The sequence below is a fragment of the Brevundimonas sp. genome, from assembly GCF_046295595.1.
In the GTDB taxonomy this organism is placed as follows: Bacteria; Pseudomonadota; Alphaproteobacteria; order Caulobacterales; family Caulobacteraceae; genus Brevundimonas.
In genome coordinates, this window is the sequence record NZ_JBKBMX010000005.1 from 107,231 (window position 1) to 129,774 (window position 22,544).

Annotated in this window: 26 protein-coding genes; 18 read left to right on the forward strand and 8 right to left on the reverse strand. The window is 71.1% G+C overall.

Going from position 1 to position 22,544, the window contains the following annotated elements; all coding sequences use genetic code 11:
* The first annotated feature begins 6 nt into the window (after positions 1 to 6).
* Both ACK4JY_RS05220 and ACK4JY_RS05225 read left to right on the forward strand, forming a co-directional pair.
* Positions 7 to 1,224, forward strand: coding sequence for a DUF2336 domain-containing protein (locus ACK4JY_RS05220; RefSeq protein ID WP_409603497.1), 1,218 nt, complete (start codon positions 7 to 9; stop codon positions 1,222 to 1,224).
* Between the two features lie 161 nt (positions 1,225 to 1,385).
* Positions 1,386 to 1,817 carry a MucR family transcriptional regulator gene (locus tag ACK4JY_RS05225; protein ID WP_409603499.1) on the forward strand — a complete coding sequence of 144 codons (432 nt, stop codon included), beginning with the start codon at positions 1,386 to 1,388 and terminating at the stop codon, positions 1,815 to 1,817.
* A 66-nt stretch (positions 1,818 to 1,883) separates the two neighbouring features.
* Here ACK4JY_RS05225 and ACK4JY_RS05230 read toward each other — a convergent pair whose 3' ends face one another.
* From ACK4JY_RS05230 to ACK4JY_RS05265, 8 genes are all read right to left on the reverse strand, one after another.
* Positions 1,884 to 2,990, reverse strand: a complete 1,107-nt coding sequence (locus ACK4JY_RS05230; RefSeq protein ID WP_409603500.1) for a DUF2336 domain-containing protein — start codon at positions 2,988 to 2,990, stop codon at positions 1,884 to 1,886.
* Complete coding sequence (locus tag ACK4JY_RS05235; protein WP_409603503.1) at positions 2,987 to 3,910, reverse strand: hypothetical protein; 924 nt, start codon at positions 3,908 to 3,910, stop codon at positions 2,987 to 2,989. Before ACK4JY_RS05235 ends, ACK4JY_RS05230 begins: the two co-directional genes overlap by 4 nt.
* A 90-nt stretch (positions 3,911 to 4,000) precedes the next feature.
* On the reverse strand, positions 4,001 to 4,753 hold the full coding sequence (locus ACK4JY_RS05240; protein WP_409603505.1) for an ABC transporter permease: 753 nt from the start codon (positions 4,751 to 4,753) through the stop codon (positions 4,001 to 4,003).
* Positions 4,750 to 5,532, reverse strand: coding sequence for an ABC transporter ATP-binding protein (locus tag ACK4JY_RS05245; RefSeq protein WP_409603507.1), 783 nt, complete (start codon positions 5,530 to 5,532; stop codon positions 4,750 to 4,752). Before ACK4JY_RS05245 ends, ACK4JY_RS05240 begins: the two co-directional genes overlap by 4 nt.
* Entirely contained in the window at positions 5,525 to 6,565 is a 1,041-nt protein-coding gene (locus ACK4JY_RS05250; protein ID WP_409603509.1) for an ABC transporter substrate-binding protein, read from the reverse strand. The genes ACK4JY_RS05245 and ACK4JY_RS05250 overlap by 8 nt, the downstream gene beginning before the upstream one ends.
* Before the next feature lie 55 nt (positions 6,566 to 6,620).
* Positions 6,621 to 7,100 carry a hypothetical protein gene (locus ACK4JY_RS05255; protein WP_409603511.1) on the reverse strand — a complete coding sequence of 160 codons (480 nt, stop codon included), beginning with the start codon at positions 7,098 to 7,100 and terminating at the stop codon, positions 6,621 to 6,623.
* A 585-nt stretch (positions 7,101 to 7,685) separates the two neighbouring features.
* Positions 7,686 to 8,693, reverse strand: a complete 1,008-nt coding sequence (locus ACK4JY_RS05260; RefSeq protein ID WP_409603513.1) for an alpha/beta hydrolase fold domain-containing protein — start codon at positions 8,691 to 8,693, stop codon at positions 7,686 to 7,688.
* A gap of 21 nt (positions 8,694 to 8,714) precedes the next feature.
* The gene (locus ACK4JY_RS05265) at positions 8,715 to 10,547 is read right to left on the reverse strand and encodes an ABC-F family ATP-binding cassette domain-containing protein (RefSeq protein ID WP_409603515.1); all 1,833 of its coding nucleotides are present in this window, start codon (positions 10,545 to 10,547) and stop codon (positions 8,715 to 8,717) included.
* A 37-nt stretch (positions 10,548 to 10,584) separates the two neighbouring features.
* On the opposite strand from ACK4JY_RS05265, the gene ACK4JY_RS05270 reads away from it, so the two are divergent.
* The 16 genes from ACK4JY_RS05270 (at position 10,585) to ACK4JY_RS05345 (ending at position 22,520) form a co-directional block, all read left to right on the forward strand.
* On the forward strand, positions 10,585 to 11,076 hold the full coding sequence (locus tag ACK4JY_RS05270; protein ID WP_409603517.1) for a YcgN family cysteine cluster protein: 492 nt from the start codon (positions 10,585 to 10,587) through the stop codon (positions 11,074 to 11,076).
* A gap of 241 nt (positions 11,077 to 11,317) precedes the next feature.
* Positions 11,318 to 12,478 (forward strand): phage portal protein, encoded by a 1,161-nt coding sequence (locus ACK4JY_RS05275; RefSeq protein WP_409603519.1) that lies wholly within the window; start codon positions 11,318 to 11,320, stop codon positions 12,476 to 12,478.
* Complete coding sequence (locus ACK4JY_RS05280) at positions 12,478 to 12,702, forward strand: hypothetical protein (RefSeq protein ID WP_409603670.1); 225 nt, start codon at positions 12,478 to 12,480, stop codon at positions 12,700 to 12,702. The genes ACK4JY_RS05275 and ACK4JY_RS05280 overlap by 1 nt, the downstream gene beginning before the upstream one ends.
* Positions 12,703 to 12,707: 5 nt before the next feature.
* Positions 12,708 to 13,193, forward strand: a complete 486-nt coding sequence (locus tag ACK4JY_RS05285) for an HK97 family phage prohead protease (RefSeq protein ID WP_409603672.1) — start codon at positions 12,708 to 12,710, stop codon at positions 13,191 to 13,193.
* 104 nt (positions 13,194 to 13,297) lie between these two features.
* Entirely contained in the window at positions 13,298 to 14,539 is a 1,242-nt protein-coding gene (locus ACK4JY_RS05290) for a phage major capsid protein (protein ID WP_409603521.1), read from the forward strand.
* 142 nt (positions 14,540 to 14,681) lie between these two features.
* Positions 14,682 to 14,948, forward strand: a complete 267-nt coding sequence (locus ACK4JY_RS05295; RefSeq protein ID WP_409603523.1) for a head-tail connector protein — start codon at positions 14,682 to 14,684, stop codon at positions 14,946 to 14,948.
* A complete protein-coding gene (locus ACK4JY_RS05300; protein WP_409603525.1) occupies positions 14,945 to 15,238 on the forward strand; it encodes a head-tail adaptor protein in 294 nt (97 codons plus the stop codon). The genes ACK4JY_RS05295 and ACK4JY_RS05300 overlap by 4 nt, the downstream gene beginning before the upstream one ends.
* Complete coding sequence (locus ACK4JY_RS05305; protein WP_409603527.1) at positions 15,235 to 15,645, forward strand: DUF3168 domain-containing protein; 411 nt, start codon at positions 15,235 to 15,237, stop codon at positions 15,643 to 15,645. Before ACK4JY_RS05300 ends, ACK4JY_RS05305 begins: the two co-directional genes overlap by 4 nt.
* Positions 15,642 to 16,052 (forward strand): phage major tail protein, TP901-1 family, encoded by a 411-nt coding sequence (locus ACK4JY_RS05310; protein ID WP_409603529.1) that lies wholly within the window; start codon positions 15,642 to 15,644, stop codon positions 16,050 to 16,052. The genes ACK4JY_RS05305 and ACK4JY_RS05310 overlap by 4 nt, the downstream gene beginning before the upstream one ends.
* On the forward strand, positions 16,052 to 16,345 hold the full coding sequence (locus ACK4JY_RS05315; protein WP_409603531.1) for a GTA-gp10 family protein: 294 nt from the start codon (positions 16,052 to 16,054) through the stop codon (positions 16,343 to 16,345). The genes ACK4JY_RS05310 and ACK4JY_RS05315 overlap by 1 nt, the downstream gene beginning before the upstream one ends.
* The gene (locus tag ACK4JY_RS05320; protein ID WP_409603533.1) at positions 16,342 to 16,518 is read left to right on the forward strand and encodes a phage tail assembly chaperone; all 177 of its coding nucleotides are present in this window, start codon (positions 16,342 to 16,344) and stop codon (positions 16,516 to 16,518) included. Before ACK4JY_RS05315 ends, ACK4JY_RS05320 begins: the two co-directional genes overlap by 4 nt.
* Positions 16,511 to 17,041 (forward strand): phage tail tape measure protein, encoded by a 531-nt coding sequence (locus tag ACK4JY_RS05325; RefSeq protein WP_409603535.1) that lies wholly within the window; start codon positions 16,511 to 16,513, stop codon positions 17,039 to 17,041. The genes ACK4JY_RS05320 and ACK4JY_RS05325 overlap by 8 nt, the downstream gene beginning before the upstream one ends.
* A 15-nt stretch (positions 17,042 to 17,056) precedes the next feature.
* On the forward strand, positions 17,057 to 17,689 hold the full coding sequence (locus ACK4JY_RS05330; RefSeq protein WP_409603537.1) for a TIGR02217 family protein: 633 nt from the start codon (positions 17,057 to 17,059) through the stop codon (positions 17,687 to 17,689).
* 3 nt (positions 17,690 to 17,692) lie between these two features.
* Positions 17,693 to 18,346: a DUF2163 domain-containing protein gene (locus ACK4JY_RS05335; protein WP_409603539.1), complete on the forward strand. Its 654-nt coding sequence runs from the start codon at positions 17,693 to 17,695 to the stop codon at positions 18,344 to 18,346.
* A complete protein-coding gene (locus ACK4JY_RS05340; protein ID WP_409603540.1) occupies positions 18,343 to 18,798 on the forward strand; it encodes an NlpC/P60 family protein in 456 nt (151 codons plus the stop codon). Before ACK4JY_RS05335 ends, ACK4JY_RS05340 begins: the two co-directional genes overlap by 4 nt.
* The gene (locus ACK4JY_RS05345; protein ID WP_409603542.1) at positions 18,798 to 22,520 is read left to right on the forward strand and encodes a glycoside hydrolase TIM-barrel-like domain-containing protein; all 3,723 of its coding nucleotides are present in this window, start codon (positions 18,798 to 18,800) and stop codon (positions 22,518 to 22,520) included. The genes ACK4JY_RS05340 and ACK4JY_RS05345 overlap by 1 nt, the downstream gene beginning before the upstream one ends.
* Positions 22,521 to 22,544: the final 24 nt, after the last annotated feature.

A 22,544-nucleotide genomic window follows, 5' to 3' on the forward strand; every position in this document is an offset into this window, starting at 1 on the left:
GCCGACATGTCCGAGCCCGCTCCCACGCCCGAGGAGGCCGCCCCGCAGGGCGGCTTTCGCGCGCGCCACGCCCTGTTGAAGCGGCTGGCCGATGTGGTCTCGCTGCCGACCAGCCGGATCAATGCGTTCGAGCGGGCCGTGACCGGCGATCTGCTGGTCGAAATGCTGCGTCTGGCCTCGCATGAGGACCGCAAGCGGGTGGCGGCGCGGCTGGCGCCGCTGGCCGAACTGCCCAACGCCCTGGCGCGGCTGCTGCTGAGGGACGAGCCGGACATCGCCGGTCTGCTGATCGAACAATGCGCCTCTCTCTCGGACGCCGACCTCGTCGCCTGCGCGCGGGACGCTGGGCCGGAGCACCGGTTCCTGATGGCCAGCCGGCGGGGGCTGTCGGAGGTGGTGACGGAGACCCTGCTCAGTTTCGGCGAGAGCCAGGTGATCGGGGCCGTGCTGAGGAACAACTCGGCCCGGCTGAGCCAGGTCGCCGTCGAGGGCGTGGTCAGTCTGAGCCGGGCGGACCGGGGGCTGTGCGCCCACCTGCTGAAGCGGCCCGAGCTGAGACCGTCCGGCGCCTATGTCATGTTCTGGTGGTGCGAACCGGACGACCGCCGCACCATCCTGCAGAGGTTCGCCGTCTCGCGGGAAGTCATGCAGGAGGTGGCGGAAGACGTCTTCGCCATGGCCGCTCAGGAAAACTGGCAGGACCCGGTGTCGCGCAAGGCGTTGCAGTTCATCGAGCGGCGGCAGAGAAATCGCGCGGCGATAGAGAAAAGCCCCTACGGCGGCCTGGAGCAGGCGGTCGACGCCGCGGCGCGGGAGGGTCTGTCTCGCGAGGTGGCGACGGAGATCGCCTATCTGTCGGGCGTCAAGCCGATCACCGGGGCCAAGATCATGGGGGACCCGGGCGGCGAGCCGCTGGCAATACTGTGCAAGGCGACCGGCCTGGGCAAATCGGACCTGACCGGCCTGTGGCGATCGATGCGCCGGCCGGAGGTCGCCGCCGACGGATCGCCCGACCCGGCGTGGGAGCGGGTCCAGATCACCTATGACATGCTGGCGGTCGACCGGGCGCAGACGGTGTTGCGGTACTGGAACTGGTCCCTGTCCTCGGCCCTGACGCCGGCCTTGCTGAGGGCCATCCGCGATGGCGAGGAGGACGGGGTGGATGAGTATTCAGCGCCGGAGCGGGCGGCGATGTTGGCGCTGGCGGAAAACTTCGGACGTTGAAACCGCGGACAAGTAGAGCGCGGTTAATCTGATCAATGCCCGATTTGCGAGATGACGAATACGCTATTGCGTGAATCGGGCCCGTTCTCTATTGAGGCGCTGCACAGGCTGACGGTGAACGCTCGGCTGAAACGATCAGATCAGAAGATGAGGCCGCGCCCATGGAAGACAACTCGCAACTGCTCGAGATGACCGCCGACATCGTCTCGGCCTATGTCGGCAACAATAACGTCCAGGCCATTGAAGTGCCGGGCCTGATCTCCAGCATCCACGCGGCCCTGTCCCAGGTGTCGAGCGGGGCGGTCGAGCCGGAGCCCGAGCCCAAGGAGCCGGCGGTTCCGATCCGCAAGTCGATCACGCCCGACTACCTGGTCTGCCTGGAAGACGGCCGCAAGTTCAAGTCGCTGAAGCGCCACCTGCGCACCAAATACAATATGAGCCCCGAGGAATACCGGGCCAAGTGGGGCCTGCCGAAGGACTATCCGATGGTCGCGCCGAACTACGCCAAGGCCCGCTCGGACCTGGCCAAGCAGATGGGCCTCGGCCAGGGCGGCCGCAAACCCGCCCGCACCGCCGTCCGCGCCAAGAAGTAGACCCGTCCGAAGGATGGAGTGAAGCGCTCGCCCCGACGACGGGGCGGGCGTTTTGCATATGTGGGGTCAGGCCGCCTGGGCGCCGCGCCGCATGCGCCAGAAGCGCAGGGTTCTGAGGGCGGCTTCGCGCGTCAGATCGGCGTACATCCGGGCGTAGGAATGCGCCTTGGCCATGGCGTCGCCGTCGTCGTTGAGCAGCACCACGGCATAGGTCAGGAACAGGGCGCGATCGAGATCGGCCGCCTTGCAGACGACGGCGAGGGCGTCCAGTTCGCGCCGTTCGATGATCTGCCGGGCCGTGTGGAAGTCGATGTCGGCCAGTTGGGCCAAGGCGATCAGGAAGGCGGTGCGACCGCCGGTGCGATCGCCGGACCGCAGGAAGCGGGCCAGCATCTGGGGCGTAAGCTGGCCGGCGGCCTTGAGCTCCTCGACATAGGCGGAGCATTCGGCGAAATCGGCCGGCAAGGCGCCGTCGTCGGTGGCGATCCGCGCCCGGCCGGCGGCGAGGGCGCTCTCCAGCAAGGCCGGATCGAGGCTGGCGTTCTGTTCGAGAATGCGGGTCCGCAGCCGCGCCTCGACCACGAAATACATCTCGTTCAACAGGTCGGGCGGCAGGCTGGCCCTGGACACGGTGACTTCGTGGAGGGCGGGATTGATCCGGGCGCGTTCAACCGCGGCCTCCGACGCCTTGCGCGAGAGACGGGCGCCGTCGTTGCGCAGCAGGGTTCCGAGGGTCTCGTCGTCGCCGCGCTCGACGATCACGTCCGAGACGGCTTCGGACACCGAGGGCCGGGCCGAGACGGCGCGCAGATGGTCCTGGCCGTGTCGGCGCACCACGCCCAGCAGATCCTCATCGGTGAGAACAGGCGACGCGGCCAGAACCGCGCCGGCGACGGCGGCCTCGTCATTGGCCAGGCGGCGAATAAGGGTGTGGGGCGCATCGGGTGCGTCGGCGAAGCGGGTGGACAGTTCGGCCCGGACGGCCGTCTCCATGTCGTCGGCGAGCTTGACCAGGACGGCGTCATACAGGGCGTCCTCGGCGGCGGTCCGTGGCGATCCGCCGAAGAAGTGATCCGTCAGTTCGCGCAGCAGGGTTCGGCGTTTCTCGCTGGACTCCTCCTCCGCGAGGGCGATCAGATCGGGCAGGCGCGAGAGGGTGGAGGCCTCGCTCACTGGTGGTCCCCGTCGGATGCCGCCGGGGCGGAGCGAACATTGCCATCGCGATCGCGGATCAGGGTCGGTCCCTCGGCCGGCGCGGCGAGGTCCTGCGAGGCGATGGTGTCGATGGAGCTGACGACGAGGGCGTCAACATAGTTCGGGGCCGGCATGTCCAGGGCGTCCGGCTGACGACCGTTCTGCCGATGCACGGAATAGTAGCGGGCGCCTTGGCGCGGCGGGCCATCTCCCGAGGCGGCGACCTCGACGGTGCGGCGCGGCTCGGGGGCGGCTTCGCCCGCAGGAGCGGCGGCCACTGGGGAGGTCGGAGGCGGTGGTGCGTCGCGCTGCATATGGAAGATGGGCGCGTCACGGCGCGGGGCCATCGGGTCGGCAGGGGCCGCCGCGGGCCCGGCGTCCGCAGCGGCGGGCGACGCATAGACGACCTCCGCGGGGGCCGGCTGGCCGCGCGGGCCTTGATCCGGGAGGTAGTCCGGCGTGGAGCGAGGCTGCGGTGTCGCCCGAGGCGGAGGCGGGGGCGGAGGCGGGGGCGGCGCTACGGCGGTCGGCGCCGGAGCGGGCGCGTATTCTGGCGCCGGCGCCGTCGGTCGGAGCCAGGCGTTGGCCGGAGTCAGGGTGCGCCGCGCGGGGGCCGGGGAGGAGGCCTCACGGCTCGTGGGCGCAGCCTCCGTGCGGGCGAAGCCGCCGTGGGGGATGACGGTGTTCGGACGACGAAGGTCGGTGCGGGCGGGGGCGGGCCGTGCCGGCTCCGCGCGGGCGGGCGTCGGGGCTTCGCCCCGGCCCGGCCAGGACAGATAGCGGAGGCCCCGGGCCTCGGCCGACCCGCCGGCCGACTGGGCGGAGGCGCCGCTGGCGAGCGCCAGCACCCCGGTGGCGACGAGGAGGGCGGCGGAGACGTGGGGCGAGGCGCGGCGCAAGGGCGGGCTCCGGACGCGGGAACTGGAGCACCACGGTAGCGGGGCGGGGCTTAACCCGCCGCTAACGGCGGAGGGTGGGCGGAGAGGGGCTCAGGCCAGTCGCCGGCGCACGGCGCGTTCGAGCGCGCCGACGGCGGCGTTCAGCACCAGACCCATGGCCATCAGGCAGGCGAGGGCCGCGAGCATGTCGGCGGTCCGCAGCCGGTTGCCCGCTTCGAGCAGCCGCCACGCCAGGCCCTGGGTCGCGCCCGAGCCGGACACGAACTCGGCCACCACGGCCCCGATGACCGACAGGCCGGCGGCGACCCTGAGTCCCTCGAGGATGAAGGGCAGGGCGGCGGGCAGGCGCAGCCGGAGCAGGCGTTGCAAAGGCGTGGCGCCGTACAGATCGAACAGCCGCTCCAGATCCGGATCGGCCGACTTGAGGCCGGTCAGGACGCCGGAGAACAGCGGGAAGAAGGCGACCGCCGCCGCGAGGGCGACGACGGCGCGGTCGGCGTGGTCCAGCCCTGTCCAGACGATCACCAGAGGCGCGATGGCGACCACCGGCGTGACCTGCAGGGCAATGGCGAGCGGCCGGACCGCCCGTTCGGTCGTCTGGTTGAGCGACACGGCGAGGGCCAGCCCGCCGCCGAGGCCGAAGGCGACGACCAGGGCCTGGAAAGCCATCCAGAAGGTCGCGGCGGCGGATGAGAGCAACAGGGGCGCGCGCTCAACCAGGGCGAGGCCGACCGCGCTCGGAGGGGGAAGCAGGTAGGGCGGGAGGTGCAGGGCGCGGCAGGCGATTTCCCACACCGCCAGCAGGAGGGCTGTGAGCAACAGGGGCGGGAGAAGGCGCGTCACGAGCTCTCCTTCTGGCCGGCCGTCGCCATGCTGCGCTCCAGCCCGGCCGCCAGTCGCTCCACCGCGGCGCGAAAGCCTGCATCGGCCCGCCAGCCTTCGGGTCGGGGAAAGGCTCCCGGAGACGGCAGGTCCGCCGTGACCCGACCCGTCGCGGCGTCGAGCACGACGGCCCGACCGGCCAGATAGACGGCCTCCTCGACATCGTGGGTGACGAAGACCATCGCCGGGCGCGGGGAGTGCTCTGTCCAGAGGCGGTGCAGGTCCTCGATGAGGCGACGGCGGGTGACGCTGTCGAGGGCGGCGAACGGCTCGTCGAGCAGCAGCAGGTCCGGTTCGGTGACCAGAGCGCGGGCCAGCGCGGCGCGCATGGCCATGCCGCCTGACAATTGCCGCGGGTGGGCCGTCAGCCGGTCGCCGAGGCCGACGGCCTCCAGCGCCCCGGCGGCCTTGCGGCCGGCGACGTCGCGGTGCGTTCCGGCCAGCTCGAGCGGCAAGGCGACGTTGGCGCGGATGTCTGCCCACGGCATCAGGGTGGGGTTCTGGAACACGAAGCCGGTGCGGCCGCGCCCTGATCCCCGAACGGCCTCGCCTTCGGAGGGACCTTCAAGCCCGGCCAGCAGTCGCAGGATGGTCGACTTCCCGGCGCCGGACGCGCCGACGACCGCGACGATCTCGCCGGGCTCCACCGACAGATTCAGCGGTCCCAGCGGAGGCCGGCCGGGATAGTGGACGACGACGTCCCGCAGCGCCGCCGCGGGCGCCGCGCCGGTCTCAGCCACGGCCGGGCAGGTACTGGGTCGTGAAGGCCTGACGCCAGTCGAGGTTGGGCGGATAGACGCCGGCTTCGGACGTGACCTCGAAGAAGGCCTGCCAGCGCTCGGCGGTCATGGCGCCGAGGCCGTAAAGGGCGGCGTCGCCGCCGTCGACGATGCCGTTGGCCTTGAGCCGGGCCCGGGCCTGATCCAGCACGTCCTGGGTCATGTCGGGGTTGGCGCGGCGGATCAGGGCGTCGGCGGCCTTGCCGTCGCCCTGGATGTAGTCGCGCCAGCCCTCGGCCGAGGCGGCGATGAAGCTGCGCAGGGCGCGGGCGTTGTCGCGGGCGAAGGCGGTCGGGGCCAGCACCATGGTGGCGTAGGAGGGGTAGCCCTCGTCGGCCAGCAGGAAGACCTTGGGCGTGAAGCCGGCTTCCTTCTCGATCGTATAGGGCTCGCTGGTCAGATAGCCCTGCTGCACCGCCCGCTCGTCGGCGAGGAAGGGGGCGAGGTTGAAGGTGTATTTGCGGACCTGATCGTCGGTGAAGCCGTATTTCGCCTTGAGCCAGACCCAGAAGGCGTTGACCGAGGCGTCGGCCAGCAGGATGGGCCGGCCGGCGAGGTCGGCGATGGAGTCCAGCGCCGGGTCGGGGTGGGCGATCAGGACCTGGGGGTCCTTCTGGAAGAAGGCGGCGACGGCCTTCACCGGCGCCCCTTCGGCGACGAGGTTCATCGGGATGAAGCTGTTGGACCCCATGCCCAGTTCGACGGCGCCCGACGCCAGCAGCTGGGGCACGTTCACGTTCGGCCCACCCTGGATGATCTGGACGTTCAGGCCGCGCTTCTCATAGGCGCCCGAGGCCAGCGCCTGGTAGAAGCCGCCGTGCTCGGCCTGGGCGCGCCAGTCGGTGGCGAAACGCAGGCGGACGCGGCCGTCGTCGTCGACCGGCGCCTCGGACCGGCCGCAGGCGGCCAGGGCCGTCGTCGCCGCAAGGGCGCCGGCGCCGGCGAGGAGCGCGCGGCGGTCAGGCGATGCGTTGCGATTCCCGCGGCGGTTCATGGCCTTGGTTTACGGCCGCGCCGGGGGGAAGGGAAGGGTGGTGAACCTGACGCCGCTATTGCCGGGTGCGCGCGTCCTGCACCAGCCGTCCGGCGAGTTCGCGCAGCGCGATGGGCCTCGGATCCGCGTTCTGACCCCCGCCGAACAGGCTCGACATCATCTGCATCGCCATCAACCCGCCCTGGGCCTCCGGGCTTTTAGCGGCCTTGATCTTCAGCTCCCCTGTCACCGGGTCGACGACGGCCCCGGCGAGCCAGTCCTCCTCGGCCCCCATCTCCTCGCTCAGATTCATCTCGCGCAGCATGGCCAGGGTATTGGTGCTGCGCGCGTGGCGGGCGGCGGTCTCGACGGGTCCGGCGCACAGGTAGTCGATCAGGAAGGCCGCCGCGTCGGCGGCGCCCGAACTGGCGCGGACAGCGTTCGCCGCGTTCTCGCGCAGGCAGGTTTCGGCGCTCTTCACGGCCTCCGGCGGCTCCGACTGGGCCGTGGCCGGCGTTGACGCAAGGACGGCGGCGAAGGTCAGGACAAGGCGCATGTGAACAGATCCCCCCGGATGGTGGGGCAAGGTAGGCGAGAACTCACGGGATTGTCGACGGCCCAGGCCGCATGGCGGGGCCGGAATTGAGCGAGGGGACGAGGATCCCCGCAAGCGGTTTTCCTCGTCCCCTCGCCAAGTCCGGGTTGGACTTGGCCATTGAGGTTCCGGACCCTGGCGTCAGCATCAGCGAGGCGAACCCCGACGATGGTCGGCTGTATCCTGTCGCGCTCCTGGTCTCCGGCGTTCCACGAGGTCGAGCCCCGCGCCGTCCATCGATCCCGATCCGGTTCCCGCGAGGCTTTCGCCGGCCGAAGCCTTTGAAAAGTCCACTGGGCCTTGATCCTGTCTCCCGTCCGTTAAGGTCGAAACCCCCCGGTGCGTTCGATCAGAGAGCCGGGCCGGTCCGCTTTGAGCCCCGGGTCTCCCCGGATTTCCGCGCCGCCGTGTCCCTCGGCCTGTTGACGTTCGCGCCGAATCCGGTAGACGGCAAGCGTCCGAATCCGGCCGGCTGTGCGGAACCGCCCCGACCCCGGTGGACAACCCTGTGCATATCTGTGGACGGAGCGAATTCACGAAAGTGAATCAGAGATTTGCTTTTTCCACAGAAACAGGCCCCGCGGCCATCTCCTGATCGATCCAGCGGCGGATGAAGGCCTGGGCGGGGGCGGCGGAGGCGGCGACGAAATGCTGGAAGCCATGCGGCGCCAGCGGAACCTCGAGCAGGACGGTCGCGGCATGGGCTGACCAGCGTTCGGCCATAAGCCAGCTGTCGTCGCGCAGGGGATCGGCCTCGCCCGTGACGAACAGGGCCGGCGGCATGCCCGACAGGTCGCCATAGAGCGGGGAGACGTCCGGCCCTCGCCGGCCAGCCTCGTCCCGGTCCGGGGTGAGCCGGCCGAGATCGCGCACGAGGTTCGGCCCGTCGAACAGAAGGGTGCGGGCGTCTGCTTCTCGCACCGAGGGGGTTCCGGCGAGGTCGAACACGCCCTGGATGAAGACCGGGGCGGGAAGGGGCGTGACGCCTTGGTCGCGGAGTTGCTGCAGGGCGAGGGCCGCGAGATGGGCGCCGGCGGACTCGCCGACGACGAAGACGCGGTCGACGGCGAAGCGGGCGCGTCCCTCGCCGGTCGCCCAGCGGAGGGCGGCGACGCAATCGGCCACGGCGTCGGGCATCCAGATCCCCCGGACCTCATCGAGCAGCCGGTAGTCGACCGAGGCCACCGCCAGTCCGGCCTCGGCCAGATGGCCGGTCAGGCGGTCGTTCAGGGCGGCGCTGCCGAGGACCCAGCCGCCGCCGTGCAGGTCCACCACGAGGGCGCGGGGCGGACCGGCGGGCGCCAGAAGGCGGAGCGGCAGCGGCCCGCCGGGGCCGGGGATGACCTCCAGCGAGACCGAGACGCCGCGCCGCTTCAGGTTGGTTGAGCTGATCCGGCCGGCGGCGGCGCTGAGCATGCTGTTCAGCCGCATGCCGACGGCCAGACGCCAGCCGCCCAGCTTCAGTCGGGGCGCATGGGCCATGCCGGCGTTGACCCGCCGGGCGGCGCGGGTCTGCGCCGGAGTAAGCTCAAGCTGATGAACCGTCAGGGACATGCGATCACCACGGCGCAGGGGTCAGGTCGACAGGGCTTCCCGCTTCGCCTCCAGCTCGAGCCATTCCTCCTCGGCGGCGGCCAGCAGGGACCGGGCGCGTTCGGCGTTGGCGGTGGCGCGGTCGAAGGCCTTGCGGTCGCGGGCGAACAGCCCGGCGTCGGCGAGGGTCGCCTCGTGGCGGGCGATGTCGGCGGGGAGGGAGGCGAGCAGACCTTCGAGCTCCTTGAGCCGGTGGGTGTCCTTGAAGGTCATCTTGGCCGGCTTCACCGGCGCGACCGAAGCCGGAGCCGGCGTCGCCTCGGCCCGTTTGGCGGCTTCCCTGTCCTGCGGCCGCGGATTGGCGCCGGGGCGCAGGAAGCCGGGGTTCTGGCGGATGAAGTCGGTCCAGCCGCCGGGGGTTTCGACGATGTCGCCGCGGCCATTCATGGCGATGGTCGAGGTGGCGAGGCGGTCGACGAAATCGCGGTCGTGGCTGACCAGGATCAGGGTGCCGTCGTAGGCCTCGAGCAGCTCTTCCAGCTTGTCGAGGGTGTCCATGTCGAGGTCGTTGGTCGGTTCGTCGAGCACCAGCATGTTGGCGGGCTTGGCCAGGGCGATGGCCAGCAGCAATCGGTTGCGCTCGCCGCCCGAGAGCGTCGAGATCGGCTGGCGCAGCTGGCCTTCCTGGAACAGGAAGTCCTTGGCGTAGGCGACGACGTGCTTGGAAATGCCGCGCACGAGGATGGAGTCGCCGCCGCCGGGGGTGAGGGCGTCCCACAGGGTCATGTCGCTGCGCAGGCCCTCGCGCGACTGGTCGAGATAGACGGGGTCGAGGTTGGCCCCCAGCTTGACCGTGCCTTCGTCGGGAGCGAGTTCGCCAAGCAGGATCTTGACCAGGGTGGTCTTGCCGGCGCCGTTGGGGCCGACGATGGCCAGGCGGTCGCCGCGGATGACGCGGGTGGTGAAGGGCTTGATGACCGGGCGGTCGCCGAAGCTCTTGGAAACCCCCTTCAGGTCCGCGACCAGCTTGCCGGAGGTCGAGCCCGAGTCGACGCCGAGGTGGAGCTCGCGCGGAACGTCCTTGAGCCGTTCGCTGCGATCGGCGCGCAGGGCGTCGAGCGAGCGGGCCCGGCCCTCATTGCGGGTGCGGCGGGCGGTGATGGAGCGGTAAAAGGTCTCGGTTTCCCGCTCGATGGTCTTGGTCAGCCGCTGGAGGGACTGGGCCTCTTCCTCCTGGACCTTGGTGGACCATTCGTCGAAGGCGGCGAAGCCCTTGTTGAGCGTGCGGACACGGCGGCCTTCCAGCCAGTGGCAGGACTGGGTGACGCGGTTGAGGAAGGCGCGATCGTGGCTGACGACCAGCACGGCGAAACGGGCGCTGATCAGCTCGTTCTCGAGCAGTTCGATGGCGAGGATGTCGAGGTGGTTGGTCGGCTCGTCGAGCAGGAGCAGGTCCGGCTCCTCGGCGAAGGCCTTGGCGAGGGCGGCGCGGCGGATTTCGCCGCCGGACAGGTTGACGGCGGGTTTGGCCGGGTCGAGGCCGAAGGTGGTCAGCCAGGACTCGGCGGTCCACGGCTGGGCGTCGCCAGACACGGCGTAGTCGAGCAGGGTGCCGCCGGTGATGTCCGGCTCCTGCGGCACATAGGCGAAGCGGACCCCAGCCTGGACCGACCGATCGCCGGCGTCGGGCTCGATCAGACCCATGACCATCTTCATCAGGGTGGACTTGCCGGCGCCGTTGCGGCCGACGAGGGCGGCGCGGGTGCGCGGCTCGACCGCGATGTCGACGCCGTCGAACAGGGGGCGCTGGCCATCCTGGAGACGGACGTCCTTGAGGGAGACGAGGGGCGGTCTTGCCGAGGCTTTGGAGGCCATGGGTGCTTTCGGACGGGAGGCGAGGTATGGGGAGCGCGTGGATGTAGAGCGTACCGACCCGGCGACCAAGCCTTTCTGGCAGACCAAGCGTCTGGAGCAGATGACCCGCGAGGAGTGGGAGAGCCTGTGCGACGGCTGCGGACTGTGCTGTCTGGTGCGGTTCGAGGACGAGGACACGGGCAAGGTCGTGCCCACCCGGGTGCATTGCAAGCTGTTCGACTCCGCGCGCTGCACCTGTGTCGACTACGCCAACCGGCGGGAACAGGTTCCGGACTGCATCAAGCTGACGCCGTGGAATATCGAGGCGCTGGGCTGGATGCCGGGGTCGTGCGCCTATCGTCGGATCAACGAGGGACGAGGGCTGGCCAACTGGCATCCGCTGGTCTCGGGCGACCCGGAGAGCGTGCACGAGGCCGGGGTGTCGGTGCGGGGGCAGACGGTGTCGGAGCTGGCGTTGAAGGATGCCGAGGACGCCCTCGACTTCGAGGCGCCGGAATGGATCCCCGAGCGCGGTCTGGAGCCGCGCTGACTGGACGAGAGGGCCTGAACGCAAGGTCACGGGACCCGCGTGACGCTGTGCTTACAATTCGCGAATCTATAGTCTAGTTATCAGAATTAAAGCGTTAAAGATCAAGCGACTAAGCTTTTCTCGAATCGTTTTATCTGTACTAGGGCGCTGGGACGGTATGATGTGGGCAGGTCGGAAAGTCCCCTGACGCTCCCGGGTAGGGAGCGAGGACGCCGGCGCCCCAGACATCCCGGAGATCATCATGCGGAATTGGCGGCGACCCTTCGCGGGGCGGCGGGGCGTTGTCGCGCCCGAGATCAAGGACAGCCGGACCGGGCCGCTGATCGCCCTGACCAGCGCGGGGCGGCCGCGCTGGACGCCGAGGGACTATGCGAGCCTCGCCAACGAAGGGTTCGCCCGCAACGCCGTGGCCTATCGCTGCGTCCGGATGGTCGCCGAAGCCGCGGCCTCGACGCCGCTGTCGGTGTTTATCGACGGGGTGCGGCGGGACGATCACCCGCTGGCCCGGTTGCTGGCCCAGCCAAACCCGGAGCAGTCGGGAACGGAATGGCTGGAGGCCCTGTATGGCGGCCTGCAGACGGCGGGGAACGCCTATGCCGAGGCCGTCGGGGACGAGACCCCGGACGAGCTGTGGGTCCTGCGGCCGGACCGGGTGAAGGTGGTGCCGGGGCGCGGCGGCTGGCCGGAGGCCTATGAGTATTCCGTCGACGGTCGCTCGGTGCGGATCGGTCGTCTGGCGGATGGGTGGATGCCGGTGATGCAGCTGAAGCTGTTTCATCCGACGGACGATCACTACGGATTCTCGCCGCTGGAGGCGGCGGCCTTCGCCATCGACGTGCACAATGCCTCGAGCGCCTGGAACAAGGCGCTGCTGGACAATGCGGCGCGGCCCAGCGGGGCGCTGGTCTATGGCGCGAAGGACGGCGAGCGGCTGACGACGGAGCAGTTCGACGCCCTGAGGGCGCAGATCGACGAGAGCCACGCCGGGACCCTGAACGCCGGGCGGCCGATGATCCTGGAAGGCGGGCTGGACTGGAAGCCGATGAGCTGGACGCCGGCGGACATGGACTTCATCGCCGGCAAGCATGCGGCGGCGCGCGAGATCGCCCTGGCCTTCGGCGTCGCGCCGCAGCTGCTCGGGATTCCGGGGGACGCGACCTATTCCAACTATCGCGAAGCCAACGCCGCCTTCTGGCGCGGAACGGTCGCGCCGCTGGTCAGGAAGACGGCGGCGGCGCTGACCGGCTGGCTGGGCAGTCGTTTCCCCGGAGCGAGGATCGAGGCGGATCTGGACGGGGTGCCGGCCCTGCAGCCGGAACGGGACGCCCTGTGGGCGCGACTGGAGTCGGCGAGCTTCCTGACCGACGAGGAACGGCGGCGGATGGCGGGAGTGGGCGCGTGATGGATCTGCGGAAGGTCCCCGTGGCGGTGATGGCGGCCCTGGCGGTGCAGACCGCCGGGGCGCTGGTCTGGGCCGGCGGCGCGGCGGCGCGCATCGCCTCGCTGGAGGAGCGGATCGAGGCCCAGGCCCAGGTGGCGGAACGGCTGGCGCGGCTGGAAGAGCAGAGCAAGGCGACCCGGGCGGCGGTGGAGCGGATCGAAATACGACTGGAGGGCGGGTCGTGAGCCGGATGACTGACAAGGCGTTGCGATTGGCGCCGGGCGCCGAGGCTCTTCGCGGCGACGCAGGCCTGGGGATCGAGGGCTACGCCTCGCTGTGGGGCGTGGCCGATCTGAACGGGGATGTTCTGGCGAAGGGCGCGTTCGCGGCCAGCCTTGCGGCGGCGGGCGCGCGCGGGGTGCGCATGCTGCATCAGCACGAGGGCCGCGCGATCGTCGGCGTCTGGGACGAGATGGTCGAGGACGAACGCGGCCTGCGGGTGCGGGGCCGGATCATGGACTGGTCGGCCGAGGCGCGGTTCGCCCAGGCCCTGTCGCGGGCCGGGGCGCTGGACGGATTGTCGATCGGCTTCCGCAGCCAGCGGGCGCGGCGCGAGGGGCGGCTGCGGGTGCTGGTCGAGGTGGCGCTGTGGGAAGTGTCGCTGGTTACGTTTCCGATGTTGCCGGGGGCGCGGTTCGCGCTGGCTACCTTACCCGCTCAATCATACCCGGTGTGACCCGGGGATCCGCCAGCTGTGGCGGGTGACTCACAATTTCTCAAGAGGGCGGTTCGCGCCCCGATCCCGACCGCAACCCGCGGTTCCTGAAAACCGGAGACACCATGAAAGAGACCAAGACGGCCTCGGGCACCCCCGAGGCGCGCGCCGCCATGCATGAGATGATGGCCGCGTTCGAGGCGTTCAAAGGGGCCAATGACGCCCGGCTGGACGAGATCGAGAGGAAGGCGTCGGCCGATACGCTGCTGGAGGAGAAGGTGGCGCGGATCGACCAGGCGGTGAGCAGCGCCCAAGCGCGGCTGGACCGGGTGGTCAGCGAGGGGCGGAGGCCGGAGCTGGGGCTGACCCCCTCCGGCGGCTTCGCCGCCTCCTCCCCCATGAAGGGGGAGGAGAAGAGCGCCTTCGACGGCTATCTGAAGACGGGACAGTCGTTCGGACTGGAGCTGAAGGCGGGGCTGTCGACGGCGTCGAATTCGGCCGGCTATGTCGTGCCGGAACAGACCGAGCGGGCCATTGAGCGGCGCCTGATGGCCGGCTCGCCGATGCGCGAGATCGCCAGCGTCCGCACTGTCGGCGCGGGTGTGTTCCGCAAGCCGGTGTCGACGGCGGGCCTGGCCGCCGGCTGGGTCGCCGAGACGGCGGCGCGGCCGGAGACGGATCCGGCCACCCTGGCGCTGCTGGAGTTCCCCTCGGCCGATCTGTACGCCAGCCCGGCGGCCACGCAGAGCCTGCTGGACGACGCCCTGATCGATCTCGACGAATGGCTGGCCTCGGAGGTCGAGGACGCCTTCGCGGCGCAGGAGACCAGCGCCTTCGTCACCGGCGACGGCGTCAACAAGCCCAAGGGCTTCCTCAGCTACGACATCGTCGCCGAGGCGGACCATGCCTGGGGCGAGATCGGCTATGTCGCCTCGGGCGCGGCGGGGGCGTTCGCGCCCAACAGCCCGACCGACCGGCTGATCGACCTGGTCTATGCGCCCAAGGCGCGATACCGGCCGAACGGACGGTTCGTGATGAACCGCAAGACGGTGTCGGCGGTGCGCAAGTTCAAGGACAGCGACGGAGCCTATATCTGGCAGCCGGCGCAGCGGCCGGGCGAGACCGCCAGCCTGCTGGGCTATGCGGTCACCGAGATCGAGACCATGCCCGACATCGGCCCGGATGCGGCGGCCATCGCCTTCGGCGACTTCCAGCGCGGCTATCTGATCGTCGATCGGGCCGGGGTGCGGGTGCTGCGAGACCCGTATTCGGCCAAGCCCTATGTGCTGTTCTACACGACCAAGCGGGTCGGCGGCGGGGTGCAGAATTTCGACGCCATCAAGGTGATGAAGTTCGCGGCGACCTGAGGGTCCAGGGATGAGGGCGAGGGGCGAGGATCGCTCCTCGCTCCGACCTCCCGGGTTAAACGGGCTGCGGTTGAGCTGAGACGCGCGGGCTTCGTCCCCCGTCCCTCGATCCTCGCCCTTATCGAACAAAGCGAGGTTTCCCATGACCGCACCCGTCTCGCTGGCGGAGGCGAAGCTGTTCCTGCGCGTCGAGCACGACGCCGAGGATGGCCTGATCCAGGCTCTGATCGATGCGGCCCGCGCGCGGGTCGAGGGCGATGTGGGGGCGCCGCTCGATGCGGCCTCTCCGGCGCCGCTCCGGCTCGCCGTCCTGATGCTGGTGCTGCGCGCCTATGAGCGGGGCGAGGGCGACATGCCGGTCCAGCCGGTCGAGGCCTGGATCGCGCCGTACCGGGCGGTGCGGCTGTGAGGGTGCTGGCCGGCCTGTTCGAGGGCGTCGAGAGCCAGACGCCCTATGGCGGTCGGGCGGTGAGCTGGGAGCCGCTGGGCTCTGTCTGGCTGAAGCCCGGGCCCCGGCGAAGACGCGAGAGGAGCGAGGCCGGCGGAGGGCGGGTGATCGAGCTCATGACGGCCGAAGCCCGCGCGGACGCGCGGTTGAGCGTGGAGCGGGTGCTGCAGTTCGGCGGGGCCGACTGGCGCATTCGATCGGTCGAGACCGTCGGCGGGCAGGCGATCCTGAATCTGGAGAGGACACGATGAGCCATGAACTGGCGTTGCAGAAGGCGCTGCTCGCCCATCTGGGCGACGATGCCGGCTTGGGCGCGCTGCTGGGCCAGCCGCCAAGGATCTGGGACGCGCCGCCGGACCGGCCGGGCTGTCCGTATCTGCTCATCGGCCGTTCGGAGAGCCGCCCGGTGGCCGCCTCCGGCTGCGGCGTCGAGCATGGACTGACCCTGACGGTCGTGTCGCGGTTTCGCGGCACGGAGGAGGCCAAGGCGGTGCTGGCGGCGCTGCGGCTGGCGCTGACGGACGCGGCCCTGGCGGCGGACGGGGTGAGCGCGATCAGCGTGAGACCGGGGTTCGCGGACGTCTATCCGGCGCCCGACGGACTGAGAACATTCGCGGTGCTGCGGGTGCGCGCCGTCACCGAGGAGGAGCAGCCATGACGGCGCAACGCGGCAAGGACATTCTGTTGAAGATCGAGGGCGCGCCGGGCGTGTTCACGACCGTGGCTGGTCTGAGGGCGCGGACGCTGTCGCTGAACGCGCGGACGGTGGATGCGACCGACGGCGACAGCGCCGGGCGCTGGCGCGAGCTGCTGGGCGGGGCGGGGGTGAAGTCGGCGGCCGTGGCGGGTCAGGGAATCTTCCGCGACGCGGCCTCGGACGCGCTGATCCGGGAGGCCTTCTTCGATCAGGCGGCGCGGACCTGGCGGCTGATCGTGCCGGACTTCGGCACGCTGGAGGGCCCGTTTCTGGTGGCCGCGCTGGAGTACGCCGGCGAGCACGAGGGCGAGGCGACCTTCGCCGTCAGCCTCGCCAGCGCCGGCGAAATCACCTTCGGCGCGGCGTGATGGTCGCCAACGGCGCGCGGGGCGAGGTCGTCGCGAGACTGGCGGGGGCGGAGCGGCGTCTGTGCCTGACCCTCGGTGCGCTGGCCGAGATGGAGACGGCATTGGAGTGCGAAGGTCTCGCGGCCCTTGCCGAACGGATGCGGGCGCTGTCGACGAGCGATCTGACGGTGGTGCTGGCGGCGCTGCTGAGGGGCGGCGGCGAGGGGGCGTTGGCGGACCGGCTGGCCGTGGCGCCGGTCGACCCACGCGAGGCGGCGGAGGCGGTGGCGCGTGCCTTCGCGGCGGCGGCGTGAGGACGCCGTGGAGCGCGATGCTGCGCACCGCCGCGCTGCTGGGCGTGGCGCCCCCGGCGTTCTGGCGGCTGTCGCTACGGGAGTGGCGGATGCTGACGGAGGCGCCGCCGGCGAGCGCTCCGCTGGGGCGGAGCGAGTTCGAACGCATGGCGGAGGCCTGGCCCGATGACTGACCGGATCGATCCCGACGGCCTCGACGCCGTGCCGCGCCGCGCGGCGGAGGCGGCCGCGGCCCTCGACGGACTGAGGGAGCCGGCGGAGCGGGCGGCGGCCTCGATCGAAAGCGCCTTCGACAAGGCCGGCGCGAGCCTGACCCGGTCGCTGGCGCGGGCGGCGGCGGACGGGGAGGTCACGCTGGCGGAGCTGGCGCGCGCCGTGATCACCACGATCAATGCGGCGGCCGGCGGAGGCCGTTCCGGAGGACTGGCCGAGGCCATCGCGCAGGCGGCGGGATCGCTGTTCTCGGGCGCGCGGGCGGACGGCGGGCCGGTTGTGACCGGCGCCGCCTATCTGGTCGGCGAGCGCGGGCCGGAGCTGTTCCGGCCGGGAAGCTCGGGGACGATCGAGCCCTCGGGCGGAGCGAACGTGACGGTCAATGTGCGGGTCGATGGCGGCGCGGAAGCGCTGCTGAGATCTGAGGCGCAGGTGGCCCAGGCGCTGGCCCGCGCGGTCGCCCTCGGCGCACGCCGCCTCTAGAGTTTCCGGAGAGAGATGATGGCCTTTCACGAGGTGAGGCTGCCCGCGCGCCTGGCGTTCGGATCGACCGGCGGCGTCGAGCGGCGCACCGAGATCGTGACGCTGGGCTCGGGATTCGAGCGGAGATCGACGCCGTGGGCGCAGGGGCGGCGGCGCTATCTGATCGGCGCGAACCTGCGGTCGCTGGACGACATGGCGGCGCTGACGGCCTTCTTCGAGGCGCGGCAGGGACGGCTGTACGGTTTTCGCTTCCGGGATTTCGCCGACTTCAAGTCCTGCGCGCCGAGCGAGGCGATCACGCCGCTGGACCAGGATCTGGGCGTCGGCGACGGGGCGAGGACGCGCTTCGAGCTGGGCAAACGATACGGAGCTGACGAGGCGGCGCCGGAGCGACGGATCCACAAGCCCGTCGACGGGACGGTGGTGATCGCCGTCGACGGCGTTCAGGCCGATCCTGCCGCGTTTGAAATTGAGCTGACGACGGGCGTCGTGACTTTCGCGGCCCCGCCCGGGGCTGGCGCAGTGGTCACTGCGGGCTTCGAGTTCGACGTCCCGGTCCGCTTCGACGCCGACCGGATCGACGTGACGCTGGAAAGCTTCGCGGCCGGGCGGATGGCGGCCGTGCCCCTGATCGAGGTGAGGGTCTGAAGCATGCGCCAGATACCGGAGGAGCTGGTCGACCGCATCGAGAGCGGCGCGGCGACGCTGTGCCATGCCTGGCTCTTGAAACGGGCCGACGGGGTCGAGGCGGGGTTCACCGACCATGATCGCGATCTGGAGATCAACGGCGTGACCTGTCGGGCGGCCAGCGGCTGGACCGGCGGCGCGGCGGAGAGCGCGGTCGGGCTCGGCTGCGGATCGGCCGCGGTTTCGGGGGTGCTGGACGACGACGCGGCCCGCGAGGCCGATATCGCCGCCGGGCTGTACGACAGGGCCGAGGTGGCGCTGTGGCGGGTCGACTGGCGACGGCCGGATCTGAAGGTGCGGCTGTGGGTGGCGCGGCTGGCCCGGATACAGCGCGATGGCGACAGTTTTTCGGCTGAGCTGGAAGGGCCGCTGGCGGCCTTGGAACGGGTGGTCGGGCGAACCTATGGGCGCGATTGCGACGCCCAGCTGGGCGGTGCCCGGTGCAAGGTCGCCCTTGAGGACTACCCGGCCGCCGTCTGCGACAAGCGTTGGGCGACCTGTCTCGCGACATTCAGCAATGCGGCCAATTTCCAGGGCTTCCCCGATATCCCCGGCGACGACTTCCTGACGGCGGCGCCGGTTCAGGGCGGGCGCAATGACGGCAGGAGTCGGCGATGAGCGTTCGTGTCGTGGCGGCCGCTCGCGCGTGGCTGGGGACGCCCTATCAGCATCAGGCCAGTCTGCGGGGCGAGGGCGCCGACTGTCTGGGGCTGGTGCGCGGCGTCTGGCGGGAGTTGTTCGGCGCCGAACCGGGACCCGTGCCGCCCTATCGACCCGACTGGGCCGAGGTCGGCGGCGAGGAGAGCTTGCTGCAGGCGGCGCGGCGCTGGCTGAAGGAGATCCCGGTCGACCGCGCCCGCGCCGGCGATGTGCTGCTGTTCCGAATGGCGCCGGGATGCCCGGCCAAACACTGCGCCATCCTGAGCGCGGGCGCGCTGGCGGATGAGGCCGAGCCGCGCATGATCCACGCCTACTGGGGCCGGGCCGTGGTCGAAAGCTGGATGGGTTCGTGGTGGCGGCGACGGCTGGTGGCGGCGTTCGCCTGGCCGTCAGACGGGGAGGTCGATTGATGGCGCAGGTGGTGCTGGGCGGGCTGGGCGGCGCCCTGGGCGGCGGCGTCGGTCGCGTGATCGGGGCGACGCTGGGCGGCCTGCTGGACCGCAGTCTGGTGGCCGGGCTGGAACCGGCGCGTCAGAAGGGTCCGAGACTGAGCGCGCTGGCGCTGCAGGGGACGGCGGAAGGCGCGCCGATGGCCTGTGTGTTCGGCCGGGCGCGGGTCACCGGACAGGTGATCTGGGCGGCCCGGTTCCTTGAGGGACGCAAGACCTCGTCCGGCGGCAAGGGCGGCCCGCGCACGGTCGAGTACGACTACTCGCTGAGCTTCGCCGTCGCGCTGTGCGAGGGGCCGATCGACGGGATCGGCCGCGTCTGGGCGGACGGCCAGCCGATGGACCTGACCGGGGTCACCATTCGGCTGCATCACGGTTCGGAGACCCAGGCGCCGGATCCCCTGATCGAGGCGGTGGAGGGAGACGCTCCGGCCTATCGCGGCACGGCCTATGTGGTGTTCGAGGACTTGCCGCTCGGGCCTTACGGCAACCGCCCACCGCAGCTGGCCTTCGAGGTGTTCCGGCGACCACGCGGAGCCGCAGCCCGGCTGGAGGACAGGCTGGAGGGCGTGTGCCTGATCCCGGGCGCGGGGGAGTTCGTACTGGCGACCGAGGCGGTGATGCGCCGCGAAGGTCTGACCCGGACGACGCCCGAAAACCTGCATGGCGGCGACGGCCGGACCGATCTCGCCGTGTCCCTGGATCAGCTCCAGGCCCAGGCGCCGAACCTCAAGCGGGTCAGTCTGGTGATCGGCTGGTTCGGCGACGATCTCAGGGCTGGACACCTGACGGTCAGGCCGGGCGTGGAGCGGAGGGACAAACCGACCGAGCCGCTGCAGTGGTCCGTCGCGGGCCTCGGCCGGGCCGAGGCCCATCTGATCTCGACGAGCGGCGGCGGGCCGGCCTATGGCGGCACACCCTCGGACGAGAGCGTGCGGCAGGCGATCGCCGAGCTGAAGGCACGGGGTCTTGAGGTGACGCTGTATCCGTTTGTCTTCATGGACGTGCCGCCGGGCAACGGGCTGCTGGACCCGTATGGCGGGGCCGAGCAGGCGGCCTATCCCTGGCGGGGCCGGATCAGGGGCGAGACCGGCGCGACGGCGGGCGCCGATGTGGCGGCGGCGTTCGGCGAGGCGGACGGCTGGGGCCTGAGGCGGCTGGCGCTGCACTATGCGGCGCTGGCGGCGGAGACCGGAGCGGACGGCCTGCTGATCGGGTCCGAGATGCGGGGGCTGACCTGGACGCGCGACGCGGGCGGCGCCTTCCCGGCGGTGGAGGCGTTTCGCTCGCTCGCCGCCGAGTGCCGGGCCATCGTCGGGCCCGGCGTCAAACTGTCCTACGCCGCCGACTGGTCCGAATATTTCGGCTTCCACGAGGGCGCCGACGCGATCTTTCACCTCGACCCGCTTTGGGCGGATCCCGAGATCGACTACGTCGGCATCGATTGGTACCCGCCCCTGGGGGACTGGCGCGACGGGTCCGGGGGCGTCGACAGTGGAACTTTCGCCGGCCCGGATGACCCGGCCGGACTGGCGGCGCAGGTGGCCGGTGGTGAGGGCTTCGACTGGTTTTACGCCTCCTCCGCGGATCGGGCCTCGCAGACCCGGACCCCGATCATGGACACGGCCCATGGCGAGGACTGGGTGTTCCGGCCCAAGGATCTGAAGGGCTGGTGGTCGCATGCCCACCACGACCGGCCCGCTGGCGTCCGGAGCGCGACGCCGACGGCCTGGGTCGCGGGCATGAAGCCGGTCCGGCTGACCGAGTTCGGCTGCGCGGCGGTCGACCGGGGCGGCAATGCGCCGAACCTGTTCCAGGACCCCAAGAGCGCCGAGGGAAGCCTGCCGCCCGTCTCGACGGGCGCCCGCGATGACCGGATGCAGCGCCGGGCGCTTGAGGCGATCCTTGGCCATTTCAGCGCCGGGGCGAACAATCCGGTGTCTCCGGTCTATGGCGGGCCGATGGTGGAAGCGGCGGACGCCTGGTGCTGGGACGCCCGGCCGTGGCCGGCCTTCCCCGGCCGCCCGGACGTATGGGCCGATGCGCCGGCCTGGCGGACGGGTCATTGGCTGAACGGACGCTTGCACGGAGAGACCCGCGACCTGATCGCGGAAATCCTGAAGCGTGGCGGCGTGTCCGAGAGCGGGTTCGAAATCGGCGCGCCCGGGGACGAGGTGCAGGGCTATGTGATCGACCGGCCGATGCGCACCCGCGACGCGCTCGAGCCGCTGTTGTCGGGGTTGGGCCTGGTGGCCGCGGAACGCGGCGGTCAGGTCTCGATCTTCGGCGAAGAACCCGCCGGGCTGATCCTGACGCAGGACGCCATGGCCGTGCCTGAAGTCGGCTCCAGCGTAAGGGCGGCCCGGCGGCTGGAAGCCGGCCCGGGTGCGGCCCGGGTGAGATTCATCGACGGCGGCGCCGATTATCAGACGGGTTCAGCCGTCGTGCGGGCGGACGGCGAGGGCGGCGGGATCGATCTGGATCTGCCCGCCGTTTGCTCGAAGGCTGTAGCACGGGCGGCGGCGGTGCGTGCGTTGGAGGCCGGCCGGGAGGAGCGACTGACGGTCTCGCTGGGTCCGCTGGAAGCGATACGGCTGGAGCCGGGCGACGGGGTCGCGGTCGAGGGCGATGCCCGCGACTGGCGGGTGACCCGCTACGACAGCGATGAGGCGCCCTCTGCGGTGCTTGAGCCTGCTTCCGCCGTCCGCACGGGCGAGGATCTGGACGTTCCGGGCGCCGGCGAGCCGGCCGCTGTCGTCGGGGCGCCGTTCCTCCGGATACTGGATTTGCCGCCGTTGATGGACGCAGAGGGCGATGCGCGATTGATTGCGGTCGTCGCATCGGATCCGTGGCGGCCCACGCGCGTCTTCGCCGGACCGGATTCCGCCAGCCTCACCGACCGGGGGGAGGTGCAGCAGCCCGCGACCGTGGGCGTTCTCGCGGCTCCGCTGGCGCCCGGCGTTCGTTTTCGCTGGGACGAGGTCAACGCCCTCGACATTCGAGTTGAAGGACGCCCGCCAGCAAGCCAGTCGACTCTGGCTGTGCTGGGCGGGGGCAACGCCGTGGCTGTCGAGACCACAGACGGGTGGGAGCTCATCCAGTTCAGGACCGCCGAACTGGTCGGCGCCGACGTCTGGCGCCTGACCGGTTTGCTGCGCGGCCAGCAGGGAACGGAGGCGGCCAATACCGCGGGCGCGGCGTCTGGCGCGTTGGCTGTGTTTCTTGGGGCCGGGCCGGAGAGGATGCCGTCGCCGGCGGCCGAACGCGGCCTGCCGCTGTTATGGCGGGCGGCGCAAATCGGCACGCCCGCAGGCGGGCCCGCCGTCAGCGAGGCGGTGTTTACGGCCACCGGCCAACATGGCCGACCCTGGAGCCCGGCCCATCTGCGGCGCCGCACCCGCGCCGACGGCGGTCGGGATCTGACATGGGTGGCGCGGGCCCGGGTCGACGGCGATCGATGGGAGGGCGAGCCGGCGGCGTCCGACCCGCCGCGGTTCCGCGTCCGTCTGCTCGATGCGGGTGAGCCTGTCCGGACGATCACCGTCGAGGAAGGCTCCGCGGGCCTTTCAGCCGCCAGTCTTGCGGCGGATTTTCCGGACGGTTTGATCGCGGCCGAAGCGGCCGTGGCGCAGTGGGGCGACGGTTACGGATGGGGCGGCGAGGCGCGTGTCTGGCTGGGCTGAGCCGGGACCGCGAAGAGATTCATG

Bases quoted from the DNA above. Each gene is read 5' to 3' on its own strand.
- ACK4JY_RS05285 (WP_409603672.1), top strand. From the start codon at position 12,708: ATGACTGACAAGGCGTTGCGATTGGCGCCGGGCGCCGAGGCTCTTCGC.
- ACK4JY_RS05220 (WP_409603497.1), top strand. From the start codon at position 7: ATGTCCGAGCCCGCTCCCACGCCCGAGGAGGCCGCCCCGCAGGGCGGC.
- ACK4JY_RS05340 (WP_409603540.1), top strand. From the start codon at position 18,343: ATGAGCGTTCGTGTCGTGGCGGCCGCTCGCGCGTGGCTGGGGACGCCC.
- ACK4JY_RS05265 (WP_409603515.1), bottom strand. From the start codon at position 10,547: ATGGCCTCCAAAGCCTCGGCAAGACCGCCCCTCGTCTCCCTCAAGGAC.
- ACK4JY_RS05275 (WP_409603519.1), top strand. From the start codon at position 11,318: ATGCGGAATTGGCGGCGACCCTTCGCGGGGCGGCGGGGCGTTGTCGCG.
- ACK4JY_RS05345 (WP_409603542.1), top strand. From the start codon at position 18,798: ATGGCGCAGGTGGTGCTGGGCGGGCTGGGCGGCGCCCTGGGCGGCGGC.
- ACK4JY_RS05310 (WP_409603529.1), top strand. From the start codon at position 15,642: ATGACGGCGCAACGCGGCAAGGACATTCTGTTGAAGATCGAGGGCGCG.
- ACK4JY_RS05280 (WP_409603670.1), top strand. From the start codon at position 12,478: ATGGATCTGCGGAAGGTCCCCGTGGCGGTGATGGCGGCCCTGGCGGTG.
- ACK4JY_RS05290 (WP_409603521.1), top strand. From the start codon at position 13,298: ATGAAAGAGACCAAGACGGCCTCGGGCACCCCCGAGGCGCGCGCCGCC.
- ACK4JY_RS05250 (WP_409603509.1), bottom strand. From the start codon at position 6,565: ATGAACCGCCGCGGGAATCGCAACGCATCGCCTGACCGCCGCGCGCTC.
- ACK4JY_RS05315 (WP_409603531.1), top strand. From the start codon at position 16,052: ATGGTCGCCAACGGCGCGCGGGGCGAGGTCGTCGCGAGACTGGCGGGG.
- ACK4JY_RS05295 (WP_409603523.1), top strand. From the start codon at position 14,682: ATGACCGCACCCGTCTCGCTGGCGGAGGCGAAGCTGTTCCTGCGCGTC.
- ACK4JY_RS05225 (WP_409603499.1), top strand. From the start codon at position 1,386: ATGGAAGACAACTCGCAACTGCTCGAGATGACCGCCGACATCGTCTCG.
- ACK4JY_RS05305 (WP_409603527.1), top strand. From the start codon at position 15,235: ATGAGCCATGAACTGGCGTTGCAGAAGGCGCTGCTCGCCCATCTGGGC.
- ACK4JY_RS05325 (WP_409603535.1), top strand. From the start codon at position 16,511: ATGACTGACCGGATCGATCCCGACGGCCTCGACGCCGTGCCGCGCCGC.
- ACK4JY_RS05335 (WP_409603539.1), top strand. From the start codon at position 17,693: ATGCGCCAGATACCGGAGGAGCTGGTCGACCGCATCGAGAGCGGCGCG.
- ACK4JY_RS05255 (WP_409603511.1), bottom strand. From the start codon at position 7,100: ATGCGCCTTGTCCTGACCTTCGCCGCCGTCCTTGCGTCAACGCCGGCC.
- ACK4JY_RS05330 (WP_409603537.1), top strand. From the start codon at position 17,057: ATGATGGCCTTTCACGAGGTGAGGCTGCCCGCGCGCCTGGCGTTCGGA.
- ACK4JY_RS05260 (WP_409603513.1), bottom strand. From the start codon at position 8,693: ATGTCCCTGACGGTTCATCAGCTTGAGCTTACTCCGGCGCAGACCCGC.